The following is a 21,877-nucleotide window of genomic DNA, read 5'->3' on the forward strand; positions in this document are numbered from 1 at the left end:
ATCCTTAACTGTCGTGCTGGGCCAGGAGGCCGGTCAGTTGGTCTTCGAGGTCGCTGGCTTCTTCGTGGTTGTGCGCCAGGACGACGTACTCGAGGTTGCCGGTGGCGGCGGTGTCATCGGAGGCGATGACGATGCCATGACCGTGCCGGGAATCCCAAGCGAGCCCGTGTTCTCGCATGGCGCGCAGAAGATGGGCGAGCGCGGGTGCCCGGACGTTGAACCTGCTGATCAGGACATGGCTGTCCGTCCAGTGCGGGCCGACAAGAGTCTCGGCGATGTGATGCAGGTGGGTACTGCCGCCCAGACGCGCGTTTACCTCGTTGAACCATACGTTGCCGGCCTGGTCGATCACGGCGTCGATACTGGCCAGACCGCGATAACCGAGGCTCTGCATGAAGCGGGCCATCCGCAGGGCCTCGCTGGTGAAGTGCTCCCACGCCGGTCCGGGCACGCTCCTGGGCGGCAGTGCGAGTCCGGCCAGGACCGGAGGATGCTGGTCGGTACGAAGCTGTCCTCCGTTGAGTATGACGGCTTCGCCGTGTTCGGGGCAGTCCACCTCGACGTACACGGACGTGCAGCCTGGGTGGAACACCTCCAGGACGATCTCTCCCTGTGGGGCGTGGGTGGTGGTCAACCCGGCTTCCTTGAGCACCTGTTCGTGATCAGTCGGATCGCCGAGGACGATCGTGTGCTGGGCTCCGGTGCCTTCCAGGTCCGGGTCGGTGGTGATCACGGTGTTGCCGTGGCCGCCGACGGCGCGGTCGCGTTTGAGGATGACAGCCGGGTGCGCGGCCAGGAGCCGATGCAGCGTGCGCAGCAGATCCTCAGTGGTGCGGCACGGTATGCCGTCGGGGACGGCGAACCCGGCCCCTGCGGCCAGGGCACGGAAGACGACTTTACTGTTGAGCAGTTCCGCACCGCCTTCCGCGACGAACCGTGATCCGGTGACAAGGCCGAGCTCACGCGCGAGCACCTCGGCGCCCCGGTCGTGGATGTACGGACAGAACTCCCAGTCAGGAGTGACCAGTTCCCTCAGACGGCCGAGGATCTCCTTGGAGTGGAGCAAGTCCTGGGTGAGGAGGTCTACATCCGGTGCGATCACGTGGATGCGGTCCGGGGAGATACCCGTGTGCTGGGCTACGTGATGCAGGAAGTCGTCAGGCACTGGCCGTGGCAGGACGAGGGCATCGCCGTCCCGCATCAGCCACACCAGGCGCTTCATGGCGAACAGGATGCCGTCGAAGTCATTCTGCGTGAGCAGGTCCATGCGGTCGACCATGTGCTCGGTGCAGGCGTTGCCGAGCCAGAGGCGAGGCATCAGAACTCGGCCTTTCCGCCGATAGCGTCCAAGTACCACACCTGCAGAAACCCGTTGTCGTCGACGCGGGCATTTTCGGGAAGCTGCCAGCCGGGGACCCAGGACATCCTGTCCTCGTACCGGTAGGCGGTCTGTATCAGCATCCGGTTGTGCTCGTCCCGGCCGATGATCGACCCCTCGTACAGCGGCACCTTGCCGACATCCGTCATCAGCGTGAAGTGCGGGCGTATACGGCCGGACGTCAGCCCCGAGGCTCCCAGCCGGCGGTGCAGTTCGAGGCCCTCCTCGACGGACGTGCGATGGTGGTCCATGCCGCGGATCGGGACGCAGTGGAACAGGTAGTGCGCCTCGATTCCCATGTAGCGCAGCTCGTCGAAGAGCCCGACGAGGGTGTCGAGACTATCGTTGAGCCCGCGCAGCAGGACCGTCTGGTCGTAGATGCGTGCCCCGGCCTCCTGCAGCGCCGTATACGCCTCCCTGACCTCGGGAAACAGCTCGCCTTTGTGGTTGATGTGCGTGGCGATCTCGACCCGGAACGTCGAACGGCGTCGCAGTGCGTGCTGCATACGGGCATCGACCCGGCGCGGGTCCTGGAGCGGCACCCGGGTAGCGATGCGCACGATCTCGACCTGGGGTGCGTGTTCTTCCAGCGCGTCCAGTAGCCATTCGATCCGGTCGACCAGGATCAGCGGGTCACCACCGGTTACGAGTACCTCACGAACATCCTGGTTCTCCGGAGCCGTCCCGCAGTAGCGGGCAATGAGTTCCAGATCCTCACGCGAGAGCGTGGCGGTGTCGTACTGCCCGCGGATGCACCAGCGGCAGTGCGCGGCGCAGATTGTGGTGGGCTCGACCAGCAGGGTCCGCCGGTACAGCTTCTCGACGCCACGCACTTCACGGCCCTCGAAGAGGGTGCTCATCTCCGACTGGTAGTGACGGGCGACCTCGAAGGTCTGCTCGACAGCCTCAGAAGGGTCAACGGCGTACTGGATGTCGAGGAAAGGGAGCGGCTCACCGGCTTCCTCGATCTTCTTGCGTAAGTACGGGGAGATCTTCTCGGCGAAGACGCCGTTCTTGGCTCCGGCCATGACTGTAGGGCCTGTCCTCTCAGGATCACTGAACGGGAAATGGCGCCTCACCGTTGGTCAAGGGCAAGACGTTCAGGCCCACCGAACCGGATTGGGTGGCCGGTTCAGCAGCCTGACGTGCGGCAATCACCCTGCAGTATCAGGTTGATGACAGGACGTTACCGGCGGCCCATCAGAACACATGTCCGGTGCATCGGATATGACGTACCTCATGTTTCGTAGCGTTGAGGAATTGAGTGCAAGCAATCAGTGGCCGAGTGGAGGGCATCCTGACTGCCCAGACCCGGTAAACCGTCCCGCCAGCCACATCAGGCCATTCTGTGACCTGATGTAGAGACCCCACCGACCACACAGCAGATGGCATCCGGGCCACCCCGGAGAGCAGCCCCGGCAGGACATCAATCTTCAACTCGTAGAACTTGACAGAGAAGCCTCCCGCCCCGGGGACGCCCCCCGGCAGGCCTTCATCGCTGCTGGGGCGGTGCCGGGGACGGCTACTACTGCAGCCCGGCTCCGGGGTCGTCCGTGTCCACGGTTCGTAGCGGGCGGTGTCCCCGGTCGTCGAGCTGGGCGAGTTCGTGCTCGTAGTCGACGGTGATGGAGCCGTAGTAGTTGACCACCGAGCTGCGGGCCGGGGAGATGTGCGCCAGCACCTCGGCGTCCACCTCGCGGCCGGCGGTACGGAGTTCATCGACGGCCAGGCCCATGTACTCGGTGTGCCAGCAGACCACGCTGTTGGTCACGACGGTCAGGCACCACGCCTGCTCGTTCTGCTGCTCGGGCTGGCGCCGGGCGACCTTGCCCTCACGCGCGTGGTGAAGCTGGCGGCGCAGGGCGTGCAGGGACTCGCCCTTGTTGAGCTGGCGGGCGATCTTACGGCGGTAGCCCTCGTCCGACAGGTACTTCGCCGCACAGATCGTTCTGCGGATCGCCCCGTACTCCTTCAGGGCAGCGGCCAGCGCGTTCTGCCGGGAGGACGCGGACAGCTTGCCGACGATCAGGGAGGCGGTGGCGTGCCCGTACTTCAGCGAGCCCGCCAGACGGAGCAGGTCGTCCCAGTGGTCGGCGACCAGGTCCAGGTTGGCCTTCTTGGTCAGCAGCGACCCGGCGGTCGGGAAGCGGTCCCCGTAGTCGGCCCTCGCGCCCATCCGGTACAGGGTGATCTTGCCCAGGTCGCGGATGCGGGGCGAGAGCTGCTTGCCGACCAGGTCGAAGAGGCCGAAGTTGACCAGGGTCACGCCGTGCGTATCGGTCGCGTGCTCGCTGATCGGCAGGTCGGTGGCGTTGCCCAGGATCTCGTCCAGCACGTAGTGGGCCTCGCGGTGCGTGGCCACGATGACCTTGGTGCCGAAGGTGGAGTGCTGGTCGGAGACGTGGGTGTAGGTGGAGATGCCCTCCGAGACGAAGTACTTGTTCAGATGCCGGGCGGTGATCGACTTGCCCCGGGTCGGAAACCGCTGCCCGTCGGAGGAGGACAGGGTGCCGGAGCCGAACATGGTCGTCATCGGCAGCCTGTGGTGGTAGTTGACCAGGCAGATGTTCGCCTCGCGCAGCGTCTCCTCGCGGATGTACCACTCCGCGGTCCACGCCAGCACGTCGTAGGGGATGCCGCATGAGGCGGCCATCCCGTGCAGTCCGAGGTTGGTGGAGAGCCCGATCAGGCAGGCGATCAGGTTCCGTTTCAACTGCGGGGAACGGGCCTGCTTGCCGCCGGCGTGGGTGAAGCAGTCCAGGAACCCGGTGTGCCGGTCCATCTCCACCAGCAGCGAGGCGATCGGCACGTTCGGCAGCATCTTCTCCAGTTCTTCGTGCAGTTCCTCGGCCTCGGACGGGATGTCCTCCGCCGTCAGCGGCGAGATGACCAGCTCACCGGCGTCGTTGAGCCGCACGGGCCCGTCACCGCGCTGGAGGACTCCCTCCAGGTCGGTGAGGGCCTCGTCCAGCTCGTCCGTCACCAGCGGCAGGGCCTCGGAGAAGTCGGGGCTCTTGCCGACCAGGCGGCAGAACTCGGCCCGGTGCGTCTCCCACTGGGCGGGCTTGAACAGGTAGGCGGCCGGGTTGTCGTAGCGGCGCGAGCCCGGCACGTACACGTCGCCCGAGCGCAGGCCGTCGCGCAGCGCGAGCAGCGTGCATAGCTCCCAGTAGTGCCGGTAGGCGGTCACATCGCCCTTCGCCGCGGCCTCATCCAGGTAGCCCTGCCACCGGGTCGGCACGAACAGCGTGGGGGCTCCTTCGGGGACGTTGCGGGCGCCGGTGGCGTTCAGCTCCCGCAGGATCTCCAGGGCCTCGATCAGCGGCGTCGCCTCGGTGCCGCCCTTGAACCGCACCGTTTCCAGGACCTTCGGGGCGAACTGCCGGATGTAGGTGTAGGAGCCGGCCAGCAGCGCCAGGTGCCCGTGGTCGCGCGGCAGCCGCACGGTGGCCCGGCGTGTGCGGCCCGCAGTCGGCTCATGCCGATCTTCCCGCGCAGCAGCGTCCCGACCTCCTCGTCCGGGATATCCGTGTCCGCGAGGACGGGCAGGATCTCGTCCAGCAGGGCGAGCCGGTCCTCCGACAACTTGGCCCGCTCGGCGAGTACCTCGCGCAGCTTGATCTTCGCTCGCGACTCCGAGCCTGACAGGGTCTGGTCGAAGAGCTGCACCACGGAGTCCAGGACATCGACCGCGGACTGCGCCAGCAGCGTGAGCAGGATCGGGTGACGCCGGTTGGGCTCGCGCCGCACCAGGGCCTGCGCGGTCAGACGGCGGCCGATCTGGGCCAGGTAGCGGCGGCGTTCGGCAGGCAGCGCGGACAGGTCAAGTGCGTCGGCGCCCAGTCCCCGCAGGAACGTCAGCTTCTCGACCTCGCCCTTCACGCTCGTCGGCGACCCCTGCACCGGTCCCGTTCCCATCCAGTGCAGCCGCGTCGAGCCCAGCGTCGGCTCGACCGCCAGCAACCCGTCCAGCCCCCGCACCTGCTCGCCGGTGAGCAGGTGGGCCACCCGGCCGTGGGTCTCCTTCTCCGCGGCCTGGCGCGCGGTGGCGACCTTCTCCAGCAGCGAGACGACACCCGGCCGGATCACCTTCGCCGAGCGCAGGTACTCACACCCCAGCCGGAACAGCAGGCTCGGGGAGTCGTGTTCCATCGCGCGGGCCAGCAGGAACTCGTCCAGCTCTTTGAACTCGATCGCTTTCGCGGGCTTCCACGACAGGTACTCGGCGATCTCCCGCAAGTGATCCGTGCGGGTCTGCCCGCGCTCTCCGTAGCCCGCCAAGTCGGCGACGGCGACCCCGAGCTGCCTTGCCAGACGCCCCACTGCGGCAGGCGGCGCGGAGGGGACGTCGTCGGGAACGAACCCCAGCCAGGGCAGAGTTGAGAGCTGGACGGCGGCGCCGAGTACGTTCTGGGCCCGGCGGAACTTGCCGAGGAACGCTTGATCGGCCGAGGTGAGCGTGAAGTAGCGGATCAGCTCGTCCTTGCCGATCGCGGGGAAGGACCGTAGGCCCTCCAGCTCCTCATCAGAAAACACCCGCGTGGCCATCGGCCCCTCCCGCCCCATTCGATCAGCACAGTCGGAGACCACCGATACCCGGCCGGGGAGCGCGGGTAGACGAAAACCACCGAACTGGCCTCGCCAGAAAGGGGGTTGCTCTACTCTCCTGCGCTCGTGACGCGAGCTGTTCCCTCATCGCACAGGTTCACCATGGTCGGGTCGGCCTTGATCCGCTTCGAGCGCCGCACCGCACCGAGCACCGCAGCCGGCTGCTTATCCGGCCACTCCTCGGACTCGAATCAGGCCAGATCAGGAGCCGCTGCACGGCATAGCGTTGTTTTTTCGGCGAGAACTACTGGGACCCCTGACGGGGTGTCACCTGACTGATCGTGTAGGTCGTGCCAGTTGGAGAGCGCGTTCCCGCGGGCTGTCTTTGCAGAAACTTGAAGACAATAAGGCGAGTTCCTGCATGCCGTAGTTCGGCGGGCCGGACGTTGGCGGAGCGGGCGCTCAAGAGGTCGGTCCGTAAGGGTTCCAGTGTCCGAGGAAGGGCCTTAGGTCGTCGGCTCGCGGTTCGGGGACGTCGGGCAACCGGGGTGGTGAGCTCAGCGGGTCGAGGTGCTCGACGGTGGTCGCTGCCCAGCTGATCCACCCTTCGGCGTCGGTTCTGGCCTGGCCCGGCGGCATGGCCTCGACTTGCGCGCGCACAGCGCTCACGTACCCGGTCAATCGGGTGGCGTGGTGCCAAGCCGCTTCCTGCGCTTCGAGGTGCCTGATGCGGTACACCTCCGCGTACCGGATGCGGGCTTCTTCCATGGCGGCTTCCCAGCGGATGCGCTTCTGGCGTGCCGCTTCGATCTCGTCCTGGCGTCTGCGTTCAGCGGCCTCGCCGCGAAGAGTGACCTCTTGGGCGATCTGGGCGAGCTGCTTTTCGAGGGAGTGGCCGGGGGCGTCGGCCCATTCGCTCGCCCGGTGCGGTTGGCCGCCGCTGAGGACGAAGCGGAGCCGTTCGGACGGGGTGTGGTCGAAGCGGGGGATTCTGACCCAGGAGTCCTTCTTGGCCGCGGCGAGTTCCTTCTCGGTGGCGACGTGCTCGGTTCGGTCTTGCTCCTGGAGGACAAGGAACCCCACGGTCTGGCCCCGTGCGGTGATGGTGAAGTGGGGAGGTGCGCTGCGGCGGCGATGAGGCGGGGGAGCGAAGCCGGTCCGTCCAGCAGAAGCGGAATGTCCTGCGGTCTTGACCGCGGTGATGAGCGCTTGGATGAGCCGGAGGGCACGTCCTTGGACGGGCTTCGTGAGGCCCAGCGGTTGGGTTTCGCTCTGCATGGCCTGTACCACGGTGTGCGGACGCGCGAGCCGCGACGGCACGGAGATGGGTTCGAGGACGGCAAGGCGCCAGGTGGGGATGTCGACGAGCTTGATCTCGTACCCGCCACGGCACCAACCCCCGTATAGCTCCTTCGTCTCCGGGACCCTTGTGGACCTACGTGCCGCGGCGACGTGGGACGGCCACTTCTCCAAGTCCGGGCCGCTGCCGCTCTTGACGATCCGGCCGCCGGCGTCCGCAAGCTCCTGCAGCAGCTGCTCCGTGAACGTCGTACGAGGCTGTGATGGAGGGCTTGGCGTCCGCCCGGTGGCCGGAGTTTCGTGCGATTGGGGGGACCGGGGTCGTGGAGCGGTGGCCTGGGTCCCCGGCGGGCGTGACCCGCGGGGAGGGTAGGTGCCGTGAGCCAGGTAGTGCTGGCCTGCACCCGTCAGGGCGACGCTCCACTGCCCGCCCTTCCGGGAGACAGTGACCAAGCCGCGGTTGTGCAGTGCCTGACACGTGGTCTTGTAGGAGCTGGTCTCCCACAGGACAGCAGGACATCCGGCTCCCACCCACTGCAGCACTGACAGTTGCCGCTCATTGACCTGCCGCTCCAATGAGTTGGTGCCATCGTGATTTCCGCTGCTCAGCGGAGCTGGTGTGACGTTGGGGCGAGGTGCTCGTGCTGGTCGGGGTGGAGATCGGTAGCACGTGATCGTCCGTCACGGGTGGTCTCTGGGTTTCCCGGGCGGGAATCACGGGCCGCTGCGTAGGTTCCGTGGCGGGAGGGGTGTGGATGACGGACGTGCTCACGTGGACGATCGAGCGGCGGGTTCAGCTGATATGGCCGGCGGCAACCAGGTGTCCGCCTCCACCGTGCGCCGCTGGGTGACGGAAGTCCTGCGTCTGCTGGCCGCCCTCGCCCCGCGCCTGGACCGCGCCCTGAAGAAGATCGCAAAGAAGGGCGGGGTCGTCGTCCTGCTGGACGGTACCCTGATCCGCACCCGCCGCCGCACCGGGACGGACAACCGCAAGAACTACAGCGGGAAACATAAGGCCCATGGTCTGCTGTTTCTCGCGCTGACCGACGAGAAGGGCAACCTGATCTGGATCTCCTCAGCCCGGCCCGGCCGGTCCAGCGAGATCACCACCGCCCGCCACGACAAGCTCACCGAGCATCTGCGCGAGGCCGGCCTCGGCGCCCTGGCCGACCTCGGCTTCGTCGGCCTGGACGACGACCCCGACGACCACCCCGTGATCATCACCGGCCGCAAAGCCACCCGGAACCACAAGCTCACCGACGCGGAGAAGGAGGCGAACCGTCTGCTCAGCCGCGAACGCGCCGCCGTCGAGCACGGCTTCGCCAACCTCAAGACCTGGCGCATCCTCACCAAGGTCCGCATGAACACCCGCCACACGACCACCCTCCTGCGGGCCCTCCTGGTCCTCGCGAACACCGAGATCCAGAGGTGACCGACGATCTCCCCGAGACGATCACGCTCATGATCGGCACGAGCACGTCAACTCAGGGCCACACCAGCCCCGTGACCTGCGAAAACAGGATGAAAACTTCTCAGTTGTCGACGGTCTGGCGTTCCTGTGCGTCGTAGGGGTAGGCGTCCACTTCCTCGGGGGATGGCAGCAGGCAGGTCTTGCGCTGGAACATGCGGAGCATGGCGTGTGCGAGGGTGCCGGCCTGGCGGCGGGCTTCACGGGCGTCGTCGGATGCTGCGACGGTGAAGCTGACCAGCGCGTACGGCTCGGCCAGGGTCTCGGACGGAGTGAACCGTTCGCGGTACAGGCGCAGGGCGGTCACGTCGTCGTGCGGGTTGAAGTGTGCGGCGAAGGCGAACGGCAGGCCGAGCCGGGCGGCGAGCTGCGCCGAGTAGCCGGATGAGCCGAGCAGCCACAGGGGTAGGCGGCCGGTGGGCGGGGTGACGCCGTTGAGCCGGTCCTGGGCGGGCCCGGGCACGGCGTACACGCGCTCCGCGTAGGGGTGCTCGGCGGGGAAGTCGTCGCCGAGGAAGGGGTAGCGCCGAGGTAAGCCCAAAAGAGGCCATGAAATGATCTTGAAGCCGTGAGGGTCCGGCCCGTCACCCGTTCGGCTCAGTGTCGTTGGTGGTGTGACTATCGTCTGCGGCCTGGGGTGGGTTGTGACTTCGTTCGAAAGGACCGCGTATCCGCGGTTCAAGCGGCTGATCACCGCGCACGAGCTGCATCTGTTCTTCTCCCCGACTCGCGATGAGCTGGGGTGGGCCGCCGACCGTACGGACAGTGATGAGCATCTGCTGGCCCTGCTGCTGACGCTGAAGTCGTATCAGCGCATGGGTGCTTCCCGAAGGTGGAGGACATCCCGGAGGCTGTGGCGGAGTTCGTGCGGCGGGCGGTGGAGCTGCCGGAGGGCACGTTGCCGCTGTACCGGGCGGCGAAGACCATGAAGAACCACCGGGGGCTGGTACGGCAGCGGGTCGGCGTGGCCTACGACCAGGTGCGGGCCCGGCGGATCGCCGAGGAGTCGATCCGCCGGGAGGCGGCGTCGAAGAACCGGCCTGCGGATCTGATCAACATCGCGCTGGAGAAGGTGGTGGAGGCCGGGCTGGAGCTGCCAGCGTTCTCCACCTTCGACGTGATGGCCTCGACGCTGCGCAAGGAGGTGAACGCCGAGATCTGCGGGGGTATCCATGACCGGATGAGCGCGTTCGAGCGGGCGGGTCTTCTGCGGCTGCTGGAGGAGCGCGAGAGCGACGGCACGACGCTGTACAACCGGCTCAAGAAGCCCGCCCAGGGCCCGACCTGGTCGCACTTCAAGAACCTGGCCAAGCGGCTGGAGTGGGTGGACGAGCTTGGCGAAACGGACGTGTGGATGGACGACGTCGCGGCGGGGAAGATCACCGACTTCGCCGGGGAGGCGGACGCGGCCGACGTGGCGGAGCTACGGGACTACAAGCCCGTCAAGCGCCTCGCGCTGGTGGCGTGCCTGACGCACAAGGCGCGGATGCGGGTCCGTGACGACCTGGCGACGATGTTCTGCAAGCGCGTGGCGATAAAGATCAAGAAGGCCAAGGTGGAGCTGGAGGAGATCCGGCTGGCCGAGCGGGAGATCGTCGAGGCCCTGATCGGGAACTACCGCACCGTGCTCAAGAGCATCGACGAGGGCGGTCCCGCTCAGGTGGCGCTGGAGAAGGCCGCAGCCATGACCGCCGAGGTCCGGGCGGCGCTGGAGGGCCTGGACGAACAGGCGCCCGCCGACGAGGTCGCGCGGCGACTGGAGGACAGGGTCTCTCCGGCGGTCCTCGCCCTGGCCAGGGCCCAGGCGGTGCAGGCCGACGGGTTCGGCGCGGTCACACAGGCGGTGGAGGGCTTCGGCGGGTTCGCCAAACAGTACGAGCAGATCGAGAAGGTCTCCGCTCACCACGGCAACTTCTGGGAGGTGCTGCTGTACGGGCAGATCGGCCGGGACCGGGCGGTGATGTTCGACCTGGTCGAGAAGCTGGAGTTCACCGCGACGTCGGAGGACGGGCGGGTCCTGGACGCGCTCGCGCACGCCCAGCGGCACCAGGCGGCGCGCGGCGAGTACATCAGCGCCCTGGGCGAGGACGGCCGCGCGGTGGACATCTCCTTCGCCACACAGAACTGGCAGAAGCCGTCCTCGACAAGACCCGGCCGGGGCAGTTCGTCCGCAAGCACTTCGAGGCGATGGTCTTCACCGCGCTCGCGGAGGAACTGCGCACCGGCGATGTCGCCGTGGTGGGCTCGGAGGAGTACGCGGACTGGTCCACGCAACTGCTGGCCTGGGAGGCCGTCAAGGGGAAGCTGGCGTCCTACCTGGTGGAGGTCGGCCTGTGCGAGGAAGGCGAGGCGGGCGAGTTCGACGCCGCCTTCTTCCGCCGGCAGCTGGAGGACAAGCTGCGCAACGCCGCCGCGGCGGCGGACGCCGGGTACCCGGACAACGAGGGCCTGGTCATCGACTCGGAGACGGGCATCCCGTCGCTCAAGGCGCACCGGGCGGAGGGGCAGCGGCCGTCTGCGAAGCGGCTGGAGGAGGAGATCAAGGCCAGGATGCCGGAGCGCTCCCTGATGGGGATTGTGGCCCGCACGGCGTACTGGGTGGAGTGGTGGCGCCGGTTCGGCCCGGCCTCCGGCAACGAGCCCAAACTCCAAGACCCCTTCGGCAGGTATGTGATCACCACGTTCGTCAAGGGCACCAACATGGGCCCGTACGAGGCCGCCCGCCACATCCCCGGCGTGAGCGGGCACGAACTGGCGTACACGGCGAACCGGCACTTCTCCCTGGTGCTGCTGAACGAGACGATCGCAGACCTGGTCAACGCGCACGCCCGCCTCGACATCTCCCAGGCGTGGGGCGACGGCACCGCGGTGGCCGCCGACGGCACCCACATGGACACCTACCTCGACAACTTGCTGGCCGAGACGAGCGTGCGGTACGGCAAGCCGGGCGGGATCACCTACCACCACATCTCCGACACCTACATCGCGCTGTTCACGCACTTCATCCCGTGCGGGGTGTGGGAGGCCGTCTACATCATCGAGGGCCTGCTGAAGAACACGTCCGAGGTGCAGCCGACCACCGTGCACGCCGATACCCAGGGCCAGTCCCAGCCGGTGTTCGCGCTCGCCCACCTGCTGGGCTTCGACCTGATGCCCAGGATCAGGAACTGGAAGGGCATGACCTTTTACCGGCCCTCCAAGCAGACGGAGTACGTGCACATCGACGCCCTGTTCGGCGAGGTGGGCAAGAACTCAATCGACTTCGACCTGATCGAGTCCCAGTTCCGCCACCTGATGCGGGTGGCCGTCTCCGTACGCGAGGGCGCCATCTCCTCTTCCACGCTGCTCAAGCGGCTGCGCTCGGGCTCCAAGAAGAACGCCACCTACGCCGCCTTCCGCGAGGTCGGCCGCGTGATCCGCACCGTGCAGCTGCTGCGCTACCTCTCGGACGCCCCGCTGCGCCGGCGGGTGACCGCGGCGACCAGCAAGGTCGAGTCGTTCAACCGGTTCTCCCAGTGGATCGGCTTCGGCAACCGCGGTGTCATCGCTGACAACGACCCGGTCGAGCAGGAGAAGGCGATGAAGTTCAACGCCCTGCTCACGAACGCGGTGATCTTCCACAACGCCCTGGACATCGCCGAGATCGTGCGCCAACTCCTGGAAGAGGGATGGGAGATCGACTCCGAGGACCTGGCCCATATCTCGCCCTACCTGACCGAACACATCAACCGGTTCGGCGAGTACTCCACGCACGAACTCGGCATCACCCCCGAGGCGTACGACCCGAAACTCGACGTCGACTTCACCCCGCTGCGCGAGCAGGACCCGGCCGCGGCCGGCTTCGGTCCCGCCGCCTGAGAGGCCGGAGCCGGGTCGGCATCATGATGTCCATGGACGATGTGCGCGACGTCCTAGCGCCAGGGGTAGAACCCCTCGGTGGCCAGCATCTACCGGGCGCTGGCCGAGCACGCCAAGCGCGAGGCTTACCCCGAAGCCGTCGAGCAGGCGCACGGCGACACGCTGACGTCATACCTCCCTGCTCAGGCGGCGGTCCGCAGGTGTTCGTGCGCCCACTCTTCGAAGCTGGTCAGGTCGATGCCCAGCGCACGAGCGAACTGTGGCCGGGCCGGCTGGCCGACCACCTCCAGGAACTCGTGCGTGGCACTCATGTCTCCCCCTGCGGCGCGGGCCTGTTCCTCGGTCATGTCCGGGGCCGTCAGCGGGACGCCCACGGCGCGGGAGAGGATCTCAGCGATTTCGGTCATGGTCAGGTAATCGCTGGTGAGCTCCAGTTCCACTCGGTGGAACTCGGCGGGGGCGGACATGGCAGCCGCCGCGGCCCGGCCCACGTCTTTGGCTGCTACGAGTGCCAGGTGCGTGCCCGGTTTGACGACGGTGACCAGACCCCCTTCGACGCCGCGGGGGAAGTAGAACCGCATGGACGGCTCGAAGTTCTCCATGAAGAACGACGGCTTGAGCAACGTCCAGTAGGGAAAGTCGAGTTCGCGCAGCCGGTCCTGGATCGCAGCCTTCGTGCCGAGCGGGGCTTCCATCACCGCCCACCGTCCTTCGGCCCAGCCCGGGGCCTCGACATGCTGTCCCACGCCGCTGGTGGAGGACTGGACGAACTGCTCCACACCGGCGGCCCGCGCAGTCGTCATGAGGTTGTCCGCCTGGCTGACCTCGCCGGCGAAGTCGAACCCTTGCTCGGTGTATGCGGGCATCTGAACGGAGAAGACGGCCCGCACGCCGTCCATGGCCGCCTCAAGGGTCGCAGGTTCGGTGAGGTCGCCCACGAACAGGCTGGCGCCGAGTTCTTCGACGGCCCGTGCGCGCGGCGTGCTCGGGTCGCGCACCAGGGCGCGCACCGGTGTTCCCTGCGCGAGCAGGGCACGGGCGGTGGCACCGCCTTGGCGGCCAGTGGCACCGGCGACGAGAACCGGTGTTGCGGCAGTGGTCATGTGTACATCTCCTCGATGGTCACGCACACTACAAACGGCGGGGCGCGCCGTTTCGTGTTCGCTACAATACGGCGGGGCCCGCCACTTATCAATGTTGGGGAGATCATGACCGGCCAGCGCTCGGACGCCCGCCGCAACTACACGCACATCCTCGCCGTGGCCGAGGCCGAGGTGGCGACCCAAGGAGCCCAGGCATCCCTGGAGCAGATCGCCCGCATCGCAGGCGTCGGATCAGCCACCGTGCGGCGCCACTTCCCCACCCGCAAAGCCCTACTCGAAGCCGTCTTCAAACAGCGCGTCCATGACCTGTGCGATCGCGCTCATACGCTCTGCGGCGAGCACGACAGCCGCTCCGCGCTGGTGGAATGGCTGCGCGAGCTGCTCGCCTACTCGCTCGCCGCACGCGGTCTGGCAGACGTCCTCTCCTACCAGCCCCTCCAGGACGAGGCCGCCCAGGACTCCTGTGCGTCGGCCATCGGTGCGGCCGGCGCCTTGCTGCTACGCAAGGCCATTGACGACCAGACTGTCCGGGCGGACATCACCATCGACGATCTGCTCACACTGATCGTCGGAATCGCCCTGGCCACCGAGAATTACACCGACCCGGCGATGCAGGCGGACCGCGCCTTCCGGGTCGCCGTCGCAGGCTTCGGTGCCAACGGCACCTGAGCACTCATATACGACCGTCACGGCCCTGGCTCAGCGCGTCAACCAACCCACGAAGCCGCGAAGCTGGCACCCGGGCCAGGTCCGACAGCGGGGGACCGGCTCGCGACCGCGGACCATCTGTCGGCAAACGAACGAATGACGACAGGCGTGGAGGGCGTCCAATGAACCCTGACTTTCCGGGGCCCGATGGCGGCGCGGATCCAATCAGATCCGATGACGGCTGATGACAGGGTTTGCTGACAGATAGGGTCGAATGCGACCACCACAACGGGGAGCGGCATGGCCAACCTGGTCTACAAGCGGGTGTCGACCGACCAGCAGTCGACCGACCGTCAGAACCTCGTCCTGGACGAGGCCGGGATCGAGGGCCCGGTCGCCTTCGAGGAGCAGGCGGGCACCTCCAGCCGCCTCCACCCGCTTCAGCGACCGAAGTTCGCCGAGCTGCTCGCGTACGCGCGGCCGGGCGACACCGTCCACATCTCCGAGATGTTCCGCCTGGTACGCGGCACCGGGCACATCCTCGACGTACTCGACGTCCTGCACCGCGATCGTCTCGCCCTGCGAATCCACGACGGCGCGTTCTCCGCCATGGACCTCACCGCCCGCCACCCGCGCACCGGCGAACTGCTGTCCACCGTCAAGTTCATGGTGCAGACCCTCGCCGCCGCCGGCGAACTCCAGCGCGACCTCCAGCGCGAACTGACCTACGACGGGCTGCGGGCCGCCGAGGCGAAGGGCAACAAGGGCGGGCGCCGCCCCGCTGTCCCGGCCGCGAAGACCGACGCCGTGCGCACCGCATACCTGGAGGGCCTGTCCATCGCCGCCCTCGCCCGCGACCACAACGTCAGCCGCGGCGCCATCCGCACCGCCGTCGCCGACCTCCTGCCCGAGTACACGGCCGCCGACCCGGGCACCCCGGCCCCGGAACTGGCGGTCGCCCTCGACATGTCGGGCAAGGTCGCCGACTTCCTCAGCACCGCCGAGCTGGAGCCTGCCGAGCGCGCTGCGCTCGACCACGGCGTGACCGTACGGCGCGGCCAGGGCTACACCCTGCGCGTCACCGCAGTCCCCGCGATCCACCGGCGACTTCTCGACCTCTGCCAGCCCCTCGACGGCCCCCCGGGCACCTCGGTGATTCCGGCACAACGCAAGGCCCGCCGCGAGTACGCGAACCGCGTCAACAGCCTCGCGGCTCACACCGGGCGTTGAGTGGACCCACCAAGATCAAGTACTGGCGGCTTTTGGCCTTACCTCGGCGCTACCCCCCAGGGGGCAGACCCCGGGATCAGTGCGCAGAGCAGAGGCAGAAGGAGTCACCGCACGCGTAGCAACGGGGCCTGCCCTGGCATCGACAAGTCCGCCGCCCGTTGCAGTCGACCGGTTCTGTGTGGTATTTGACAGCTTTGGCGTCGGTCTCGCCGTATTCGTGTCCGTGGCGACAAGTGGAGCGGTTGGTTATGGCCCGAGTGTGCCAGGAACCAGGTGCGCACCCGACGATGATCGTTCTCACCGGTAGTTCCTGCACCTCAACTACTTCACATCCGCCGCTGTGCCAAGCCGCGCCCGTCTTCAAGATCATTCCATGGCCCCTTTTGGGCTTACCTCGGCGCTACCCCACGTAGGTGGGTTCAGCCGCGGACGCCGAAGTCGACGCGGTCGGTGAGAGCGGCGGCGGCGAAGGCCGCGACGAGCTCGTCGCGGCCCTCGGTGAAGTGGGCCCAGCTGTCGAAGTGGACGGGCACGATGCGGCGGGCGCCCAGGATGCGGGCGGCCTCGGCGGCCTGAGTGCTGTCGAGTGTGAGCAGTGCGCGGTCCAGGACCGGGGTGCGGACCGCGCCGGCGAACAGTACAGCGGTGTCCACCGGGCCGAATCGGTCGGCGATCTCACGGACGAGGGAGAGCTGGGCGTTGTCGCCGCTGACGTAGACGGTGGGCAGGCCGTCACCGCTCAGGACGAAGCCGACGACCTCGCCGACGACGGGTTCGAGGTCCGCGCGTGCCCCGGGGCCGTGCAGGGCCGGGACGCCGGTGACGGTGATCGCGCCACCGCCGGGACGGTCCAGCTCGATGGACTCCCAGTCCTTGAGCGGGCGTGCGGTGCCGCCCAGCCGGGCCGCGCCACTGGGCGTGGTCAGGGTCAGGGATACGCCGGCGAGCAGGGCCCGGCCCGAGGCATCGAGGTTGTCGTCGTGCTCGTCGTGCGACAGCAGCACCACGTCGATACGGCCCAGATCAGCGGGTGTGGCGGAGGCGGGCGCGGTCTTGGCCAGCCCGGACGGGTAGGCGCCGGGGGCGTCGAAGGTCGGGTCGGTCAGGAAGCGCAGCCCGCCGTACTCGATGAGGGTGGTCGGGCCGCCGAAGACACGGATGGGGACCTGCTCGCTGGAAGCGCCGGTTACTGTCATGACGAGAACCACCTCACGGATAGATTGGCTTACATCCGTGACTGTAGGCGTTTGTCACGGATGAACGCAAGCTGTAGCGTGAGATGGGTGAGTGAGACCGATACCACCGCCACCGTCGAAACTGCCGACCGCGGATTGCCGCCGTCACCGGGTGCCGAGCACTACCCCGCGCTCGACCTCGCCAACAGCGCCGTCGTCCTGCCGGGCGGTCAGTTCCTCGACTCGCTGGGCACGCCCTCCGGTGCCAACCAGTGGCTGGTCGTCCACGGCCTGGCCCCCGCGGACGCGGGCCTGCAGGAGATCTGCGCGGCACGCCTGCGTTCCCTGCGCGAACAGGTACGAGCCCTGCTCGCCGCCCAGGTCGGCGGCCACCCCGCCCCCGCCACAGCAATGGCTGCTGTCAACGACGCCCTCACCCGGGTCCCCACCGCCTCCCCGCTCGGCTGGGACGCGGTCCGCGGCATGCACCGCACCGCCCCGCACCCCATCGACCAGATCGTCGACCAGGCCCTGGGCATCCTCGCCGCCGACGCCGCCGACCTGCTCACCGGGCCCGACGCCGAACGGCTGACGGCCTGCCCCTCCACCCCCTGCAACCGCTACCTGCTCCGCGCCGGGCGCCGCCACTGGTGCTCGGTCCGTTGCGGCGACCGCGCACGCGCCGCCCGCGCCTACGCCCGCCGCACGCAGCCCCCCGCCGACTGAGTTCGGCCACACCCGCCCCCGCCGCCGGTTCACCGGACCCGCGCCGGGGCGCGGCTTCGCACACCCTCAAGCCCCGGGCGCGGACGGCACACCTCGCCCTCCACGCCGGCCATTCCCCACGCCCGACGAAGGACCAATACCTCTCATGACGGCCACATTCACCCTGCTGACCACCGGCTACGACAGCCTCGACACCCGCAATGCCGACCGCGACGGCCGGGAGAAGCCGTGGCACGTCGCCTCGACCGTCGGCCTCCTGCGCGACGGCGACACGGTCGTCGTCGTGGACCCCGGCATGGTCGAGGACCGCAAACTCATCCTCGACCCGCCCGCCGCCGCCGGGATCAGCCCCGGCAGGTGACTGACGTGGTCTTCAGCCACCACCACCCCGACCACACCCTCAACGCAGCTCTCTTCATCAACGCGCGCGCCCACGACGTCTGGGCCGCCTACCACAACTACCTCTGGTACGACCGGCCCGCCGACGGATACCAGCTCTCCCCCTCGATCCGCCTGATCGAAACGCCCGGCCACACCCCCCAGGACATCTCCACCGTCGCGGAAACCGCCGAAGGGACCGTCGTCCTCACCCACGCCTGGTGGAGCGTTGACGGCCCCGCCGAAGACCCCATCTCCGACGACCACGAGGGCCTGCGCGCCTCCCGCCGCAAGATCCTCGCCCTCAAGCCCGCCCTGGTCGTCCCCGGCCACGGCGAGCCCTTCGTCCCCGACGAGAACAACCCCCATCTGAACCCGGCACCCAAAACCCGCCGACGCGACAGAGCCCAACTCGGTATCGGACTGTGCGACATCCCGTGGGCTCCCGTGGTTCTTGCCAGGGCCCGGAGCCGCTGGCCTGGGGCTTCTTTCTCGTTCGCATGATCTGCCGGTCAGTGACGTGACTTCGGGATTCCCGAAGCTTTCTCGTCCGATCTGATCAGTCTGCAGTCTGCAGTCTGGTCGAAGGCGAGGAGGCACATGCTGCCGACGCCGGCGTCGGTGAGAACACTCGGCAGAGCTCTGGAGAACTCACGGGATGTCGCACCGAGGCACTTGAGTCTCCAGCCGCCGGAGGGTTGAGGATCTGGTTCATGGACGACGAACGCCCCGACGTGCTCACCATCGGCCGGCTCGCGCGCCGCACCGGAGTTCCGGTGCGGACCCTGCGCTTCTGGTCGGACGAGGGGGCGGTGCCGCCTGTGGCCCGCTCGGCGGGCGGCTACCGGTTGTACGACGCCGAGTCCGTGGCTCGCGTCGAGCTGGTCCGCACGCTGCGGGAGCTGGGGCTCGGGCTCGACGACGTGTGCCGCGTCCTGAGCGGCCGCACCACGGTTGCCGAGGTCGCCGACGCGCATGTGGCCGCGCTCGATGCGCAGATCCGCTCGCTCAAGGTGAGCCGGGCCGTCCTGTCCACCGTGGCGAAACGGGGTTCGACCGTTGAGGAGACAACGCTGATGAACCGGTTGGCGCGGCTTTCCGCCGCCGAACGCAAGCAGATCGTCGACGAGTTCAAGGATGAGGTGTTCGGCGGCCTCCACGACCCGCGCCTGCGCGACCGCATGCGCACCTACAGCATCGAGTTGCCGGACGATCCCACACCTGAGCAGGTCGACGCCTGGATCGAACTGGCCGAACTGGTGCGGGACCCCGGTTTCCGCATCCGGTTGCGCACATGGATGGAGCTCAACACGCCCGTACCGGGACAGAGTCGTCCCGCCGGGGCCTCCATCTGGTGGGCCAGGCAGATCGTGCAGACCGTCGCGGAGGTCAGGAGAGGCGGTGTCGCTCCGGAGGAGGTGGCAGCGGCCGAGGTGCTGTCCGAGCTGTTCGGTGACGCTGACCGGGCCGCCGTGCTGCGCAGCCTGGAGGCCGGGATCGAGGCAGGAGCGGAGCGTTACCGCAGGCTCGTCGCCCGTGTGCGCGGGCAGGCTTCGTCGCCCGACGCGACCGAGGAGCTGGAGTGGCTGGCGCGGGCCCTGCGTACCGCGGATCAGAACTGACCTGGCGCTCGGCCTCGGCACGGGGCAGGCCGCCGACCTCGCGGTGCCGCTCGACCGGGACGAGCTGATCGCCTACGGGCCTCGGCTGTTCGACAACGGCGCCACCCGGCTGGGGACGGCGGCGTTGGTCTGGAGGCGGGCCCCGGACACGGCACGCGCCGTCCCGACCCCGGACACGGCACGCGCTGTCCCGACCCCGGACCGGTACGCCGACCTTGGGTGCACAGCCGGCAGTTCGGCAGGCGGTCGTGCTTACCGACGACATCCAGGCCGACGTCGCCGCCGAGACCCTTCGGATTCCTCAGCATCCTCGTGTTTCACCCGAACCCACGGAGGCATCGGCCTGACGCACACCGGCGGGCCCGTGGGTTCGCGCTGAAGGACCTCCGGTTTTCCTGAACCCACGGGGATTAGCGGCCTTGGGTGCCGTCGGCACCGCGGTTGTCGGTGCATCCGGACAGGCAGAGGACCCCGGCTCGCGCCGGGGTCCAGTCCTTGGGGGAAGTGTGGTGTCGCCCGGCGCGGCTCGGGGGTGGACGTCGGGGTCAGGAAAGCTCGGCGAGGATCTCGTCCGCGGCACGGCGGCCGGAGCGGACGGCGCCGTCCATGTAGCCGTTCCAGATCGTGGCGGTTTCCGCCCCGGCCCAGTGGATGCGGCCTACCGGCGCGGTGAGGGCGGTACCGTACTGGGTCCAGGCGCCGGCGCCCAGCCGACCGCCGTAGCAGCCGCGGGTGAACTCCTCGGCGTTCCAGTCCTGCTCGAGGACATCGAACGGGTGAGCCGCCTTCGGGCCGAAGTACTTCACGAGCGCACCGGTCACGAGGGCGCGGCGTTTCTCGGAACTCAGCAGGCTCGCGGTGCGGGCGTGTGTTCCTTCGAGGAAACCGACGAGCACTCCGCAGGAGGCGTCGGCCGGGCTGTTGTCCATGACGAGGTTGAATGCGTCGTCGAGACTCATCACGTATCCGCTCAGTCCGTCCTCGCGCCAGAACGGTGTGTCGTACCCGACCTGGAACTTGATGACCGAACCTGCGGGCATCTGCTGGGTGAGCCCGTCTCGCAGTGCCGGCAGCCCGGGGATGTAACGGATCCGGCCGGCCAAGGTCTGCGGGACGGCGACGACTACCTGTTGGGCGGTGACGCTACCGCCCTCGTACTCGACCACCGCGCCGTTCTGGTCCTGGCGGATGGTCCGGACCACGGTGTCAAGACGCACTCTGTCGCCCAGCTCCGCGGCCATCCGCTCGGAGATCTGGTGGGTCCCGCCGGCCACATGGCTCTCCTGGGCGCCGCCGGCGATGGCTACGGGCGTCTTGAGGCTGGTGCCGGACTTGACGTAGAAGAGGAAGTGGAGCAGGGAGAGTTCGGGGGACTCCGCGGAGAACAGTGCCGGTACCAAGTGCCGGAAGAACCGTTGCGCGATGCTGTCCTGGGTGTTCGCGCCCAGCCAGCTGTCCAGCGTCTGCCGGTCCAGATCCTCGGCGCCCTCGATCTCCCACGGTGCCTCCGTCGTCACCTTGGACGCCAGTGTCTCCATCTGTTCCCACAGCCGGACGACCTCCGTGGCCGATGCTGAGGGCAGGCCGTAGAAGCTCTCGCCTCCGTACCGGACGATGTCTCCGTCGATGACGGTCAGTGCCTCCCCCTCATCGAAGGTGGGAAAGGTCTGCAGGCCGAGTTCCTCGATCAGCTCAAGCAGCACGTCCTGTGTCGGGCCTACCCACTGGCCTCCCATCTCCACAGGCACTCCGTTGCTGAGGACCCCACCGAGGTTGCGCCCGGCAACCCGGTCGCGCGCCTCCAGTACCGTCACGGACTTGCCGGCGGCGACCAGTTCGCGCGCGGCGCTCAGGCCGGCCAGGCCGGCGCCCACTACGGCAACGTCGACATCATGCATCCTGCATCCCTTCAAAGGGGCAGTCCGGTGAATGGGGACCAGTCCGCAGCAGGCGCGGTGGACCAGACACCCGGCGGACCAGTGCGGGTGGGCTGCGCCAGTCAGCACAAAGTGACCGGCTTTCCGCACAGCGGATTGCTGGTGGCGGGATCGAGCGGGCCCGGCGTCACGCCGGGACCCCGCTGCGCGTTCACGAGCACGCACCGAGCACTGATGGCTGTTCACTGTTCCCGAAGGCCGGACTGCGGGAAACATGCCAGGGCGCCGTGGAGGTCTCTGTCATCCCGGCTCAGGGGCGCCGGCTCCAGTCGAGACGGTCGGCCAGGCCGGCGGAGGCGAACGCGGCTGCCAGCTCTGTGCGGTCCTCGGTGAAGTGGGCCCAGCCGTCGTAGTGGAGGGGGGACCTGTCCCCGAGTGGTGGACACCTCTGATACCGGCCCCGGCAGGGGCAGGGCAGGAGGCATCTTTTATGGTGATGAAGGTCTACTCGCCCGAGTTCAAGGCGGACGCGGTCGCGCTGTACCTGTCGGACCCGAGCCACACCTT

The 21,877-nt window shown here is 68.2% G+C and carries 18 protein-coding genes and 1 pseudogene; 10 read left to right on the forward strand and 9 right to left on the reverse strand.

Annotated elements, in window-relative coordinates; translation table 11 throughout:
• Window positions 1-4: 4 nt before the first annotated feature.
• From ACFWVE_RS22950 to ACFWVE_RS22970, 5 genes are all read right to left on the reverse strand, one after another.
• Window positions 5-1,318 carry a peptide ligase PGM1-related protein gene (locus tag ACFWVE_RS22950; protein ID WP_384016906.1) on the reverse strand — a complete coding sequence of 438 codons (1,314 nt, stop codon included), beginning with the start codon at window positions 1,316-1,318 and terminating at the stop codon, window positions 5-7.
• Entirely contained in the window at window positions 1,318-2,406 is a 1,089-nt protein-coding gene (locus tag ACFWVE_RS22955) for a radical SAM protein (protein ID WP_384016909.1), read from the reverse strand. Before ACFWVE_RS22955 ends, ACFWVE_RS22950 begins: the two co-directional genes overlap by 1 nt.
• Before the next feature lie 497 nt (window positions 2,407-2,903).
• Window positions 2,904-4,796, reverse strand: a complete 1,893-nt coding sequence (locus tag ACFWVE_RS22960; RefSeq protein WP_384016956.1) for a Tn3 family transposase — start codon at window positions 4,794-4,796, stop codon at window positions 2,904-2,906.
• Entirely contained in the window at window positions 4,697-5,926 is a 1,230-nt protein-coding gene (locus ACFWVE_RS22965; protein ID WP_384016912.1) for a DUF4158 domain-containing protein, read from the reverse strand. The genes ACFWVE_RS22960 and ACFWVE_RS22965 overlap by 100 nt, the downstream gene beginning before the upstream one ends.
• 462 nt (window positions 5,927-6,388) lie before the next feature.
• Complete coding sequence (locus ACFWVE_RS22970) at window positions 6,389-7,399, reverse strand: hypothetical protein (protein WP_384016915.1); 1,011 nt, start codon at window positions 7,397-7,399, stop codon at window positions 6,389-6,391.
• 598 nt (window positions 7,400-7,997) lie between these two features.
• Here ACFWVE_RS22970 and ACFWVE_RS22975 point away from each other — a divergent pair.
• On the forward strand, window positions 7,998-8,657 hold the full coding sequence (locus ACFWVE_RS22975; RefSeq protein ID WP_384016918.1) for a transposase family protein: 660 nt from the start codon (window positions 7,998-8,000) through the stop codon (window positions 8,655-8,657).
• 100 nt (window positions 8,658-8,757) lie between these two features.
• On the opposite strand, the gene ACFWVE_RS22980 is transcribed toward ACFWVE_RS22975, so the two are convergent.
• Window positions 8,758-9,234: an LLM class flavin-dependent oxidoreductase gene (locus tag ACFWVE_RS22980; protein ID WP_384016920.1), complete on the reverse strand. Its 477-nt coding sequence runs from the start codon at window positions 9,232-9,234 to the stop codon at window positions 8,758-8,760.
• A gap of 312 nt (window positions 9,235-9,546) precedes the next feature.
• On the opposite strand from ACFWVE_RS22980, the gene ACFWVE_RS22985 reads away from it, so the two are divergent.
• Window positions 9,547-11,262: a DUF4158 domain-containing protein gene (locus ACFWVE_RS22985; protein ID WP_384016923.1), complete on the forward strand. Its 1,716-nt coding sequence runs from the start codon at window positions 9,547-9,549 to the stop codon at window positions 11,260-11,262.
• The gene (locus ACFWVE_RS22990; protein WP_384016926.1) at window positions 11,244-12,551 is read left to right on the forward strand and encodes a transposase; all 1,308 of its coding nucleotides are present in this window, start codon (window positions 11,244-11,246) and stop codon (window positions 12,549-12,551) included. Before ACFWVE_RS22985 ends, ACFWVE_RS22990 begins: the two co-directional genes overlap by 19 nt.
• Window positions 12,552-12,733: 182 nt before the next feature.
• Here the strand turns inward: ACFWVE_RS22990 and ACFWVE_RS22995 are convergent, their stop codons facing one another.
• Window positions 12,734-13,654, reverse strand: coding sequence for an NmrA family NAD(P)-binding protein (locus ACFWVE_RS22995; protein WP_384016929.1), 921 nt, complete (start codon window positions 13,652-13,654; stop codon window positions 12,734-12,736).
• Window positions 13,655-13,759: 105 nt separating this feature from the next.
• On the opposite strand from ACFWVE_RS22995, the gene ACFWVE_RS23000 reads away from it, so the two are divergent.
• Window positions 13,760-14,323 carry a TetR/AcrR family transcriptional regulator gene (locus ACFWVE_RS23000; protein WP_384016932.1) on the forward strand — a complete coding sequence of 188 codons (564 nt, stop codon included), beginning with the start codon at window positions 13,760-13,762 and terminating at the stop codon, window positions 14,321-14,323.
• A 279-nt stretch (window positions 14,324-14,602) separates the two neighbouring features.
• A complete protein-coding gene (locus ACFWVE_RS23005) occupies window positions 14,603-15,532 on the forward strand; it encodes a recombinase family protein (protein ID WP_384016935.1) in 930 nt (309 codons plus the stop codon).
• A gap of 419 nt (window positions 15,533-15,951) precedes the next feature.
• On the opposite strand, the gene ACFWVE_RS23010 is transcribed toward ACFWVE_RS23005, so the two are convergent.
• Window positions 15,952-16,728, reverse strand: a complete 777-nt coding sequence (locus ACFWVE_RS23010) for an MBL fold metallo-hydrolase (protein WP_384016938.1) — start codon at window positions 16,726-16,728, stop codon at window positions 15,952-15,954.
• 87 nt (window positions 16,729-16,815) lie between these two features.
• Between ACFWVE_RS23010 and ACFWVE_RS23015 the strand changes: the two genes are divergently transcribed.
• The 5 genes and pseudogenes from ACFWVE_RS23015 to ACFWVE_RS23035 all read left to right on the forward strand — a co-directional run.
• Complete coding sequence (locus tag ACFWVE_RS23015; RefSeq protein ID WP_384016941.1) at window positions 16,816-17,433, forward strand: CGNR zinc finger domain-containing protein; 618 nt, start codon at window positions 16,816-16,818, stop codon at window positions 17,431-17,433.
• A 145-nt stretch (window positions 17,434-17,578) separates the two neighbouring features.
• Window positions 17,579-17,794 (forward strand): hypothetical protein, encoded by a 216-nt coding sequence (locus tag ACFWVE_RS23020; protein WP_384016944.1) that lies wholly within the window; start codon window positions 17,579-17,581, stop codon window positions 17,792-17,794.
• Window positions 17,791-18,315 (forward strand): hypothetical protein, encoded by a 525-nt coding sequence (locus tag ACFWVE_RS23025; protein WP_384016947.1) that lies wholly within the window; start codon window positions 17,791-17,793, stop codon window positions 18,313-18,315. The genes ACFWVE_RS23020 and ACFWVE_RS23025 overlap by 4 nt, the downstream gene beginning before the upstream one ends.
• A 209-nt stretch (window positions 18,316-18,524) precedes the next feature.
• Window positions 18,525-19,433, forward strand: a complete 909-nt coding sequence (locus ACFWVE_RS23030; RefSeq protein ID WP_384016950.1) for a MerR family transcriptional regulator — start codon at window positions 18,525-18,527, stop codon at window positions 19,431-19,433.
• Window position 19,434: 1 nt separating this feature from the next.
• A pseudogene (locus ACFWVE_RS23035) lies at window positions 19,435-19,679 on the forward strand (hypothetical protein); the annotation flags it as partial.
• A 299-nt stretch (window positions 19,680-19,978) separates the two neighbouring features.
• On the opposite strand, the gene ACFWVE_RS23040 reads toward ACFWVE_RS23035, so the two are convergent.
• Window positions 19,979-21,331, reverse strand: coding sequence for a flavin monoamine oxidase family protein (locus ACFWVE_RS23040; protein WP_384016953.1), 1,353 nt, complete (start codon window positions 21,329-21,331; stop codon window positions 19,979-19,981).
• Window positions 21,332-21,877 lie beyond the last annotated feature (546 nt).

The organism is Streptomyces sp. NPDC058632 (assembly GCF_042717095.1).
In the GTDB taxonomy this organism is placed as follows: Bacteria; Actinomycetota; Actinomycetes; order Streptomycetales; family Streptomycetaceae; genus Streptomyces.

What these genes read in the sequence shown, in the direction of transcription:
- ACFWVE_RS22950 (WP_384016906.1), bottom strand. Translation starts at nt 1,318, where the DNA reads ATGCCTCGCCTCTGGCTCGGCAACGCCTGCACCGAGCACATGGTCGAC.
- ACFWVE_RS22955 (WP_384016909.1), bottom strand. Translation starts at nt 2,406, where the DNA reads ATGGCCGGAGCCAAGAACGGCGTCTTCGCCGAGAAGATCTCCCCGTAC.
- ACFWVE_RS22965 (WP_384016912.1), bottom strand. Translation starts at nt 5,926, where the DNA reads ATGGCCACGCGGGTGTTTTCTGATGAGGAGCTGGAGGGCCTACGGTCC.
- ACFWVE_RS22990 (WP_384016926.1), top strand. Translation starts at nt 11,244, where the DNA reads ATGCCGGAGCGCTCCCTGATGGGGATTGTGGCCCGCACGGCGTACTGG.
- ACFWVE_RS22995 (WP_384016929.1), bottom strand. Translation starts at nt 13,654, where the DNA reads ATGACCACTGCCGCAACACCGGTTCTCGTCGCCGGTGCCACTGGCCGC.
- ACFWVE_RS23000 (WP_384016932.1), top strand. Translation starts at nt 13,760, where the DNA reads ATGACCGGCCAGCGCTCGGACGCCCGCCGCAACTACACGCACATCCTC.
- ACFWVE_RS23005 (WP_384016935.1), top strand. Translation starts at nt 14,603, where the DNA reads ATGGCCAACCTGGTCTACAAGCGGGTGTCGACCGACCAGCAGTCGACC.
- ACFWVE_RS23010 (WP_384016938.1), bottom strand. Translation starts at nt 16,728, where the DNA reads ATGACAGTAACCGGCGCTTCCAGCGAGCAGGTCCCCATCCGTGTCTTC.
- ACFWVE_RS23020 (WP_384016944.1), top strand. Translation starts at nt 17,579, where the DNA reads ATGACGGCCACATTCACCCTGCTGACCACCGGCTACGACAGCCTCGAC.
- ACFWVE_RS23030 (WP_384016950.1), top strand. Translation starts at nt 18,525, where the DNA reads ATGGACGACGAACGCCCCGACGTGCTCACCATCGGCCGGCTCGCGCGC.
- ACFWVE_RS23040 (WP_384016953.1), bottom strand. Translation starts at nt 21,331, where the DNA reads ATGCATGATGTCGACGTTGCCGTAGTGGGCGCCGGCCTGGCCGGCCTG.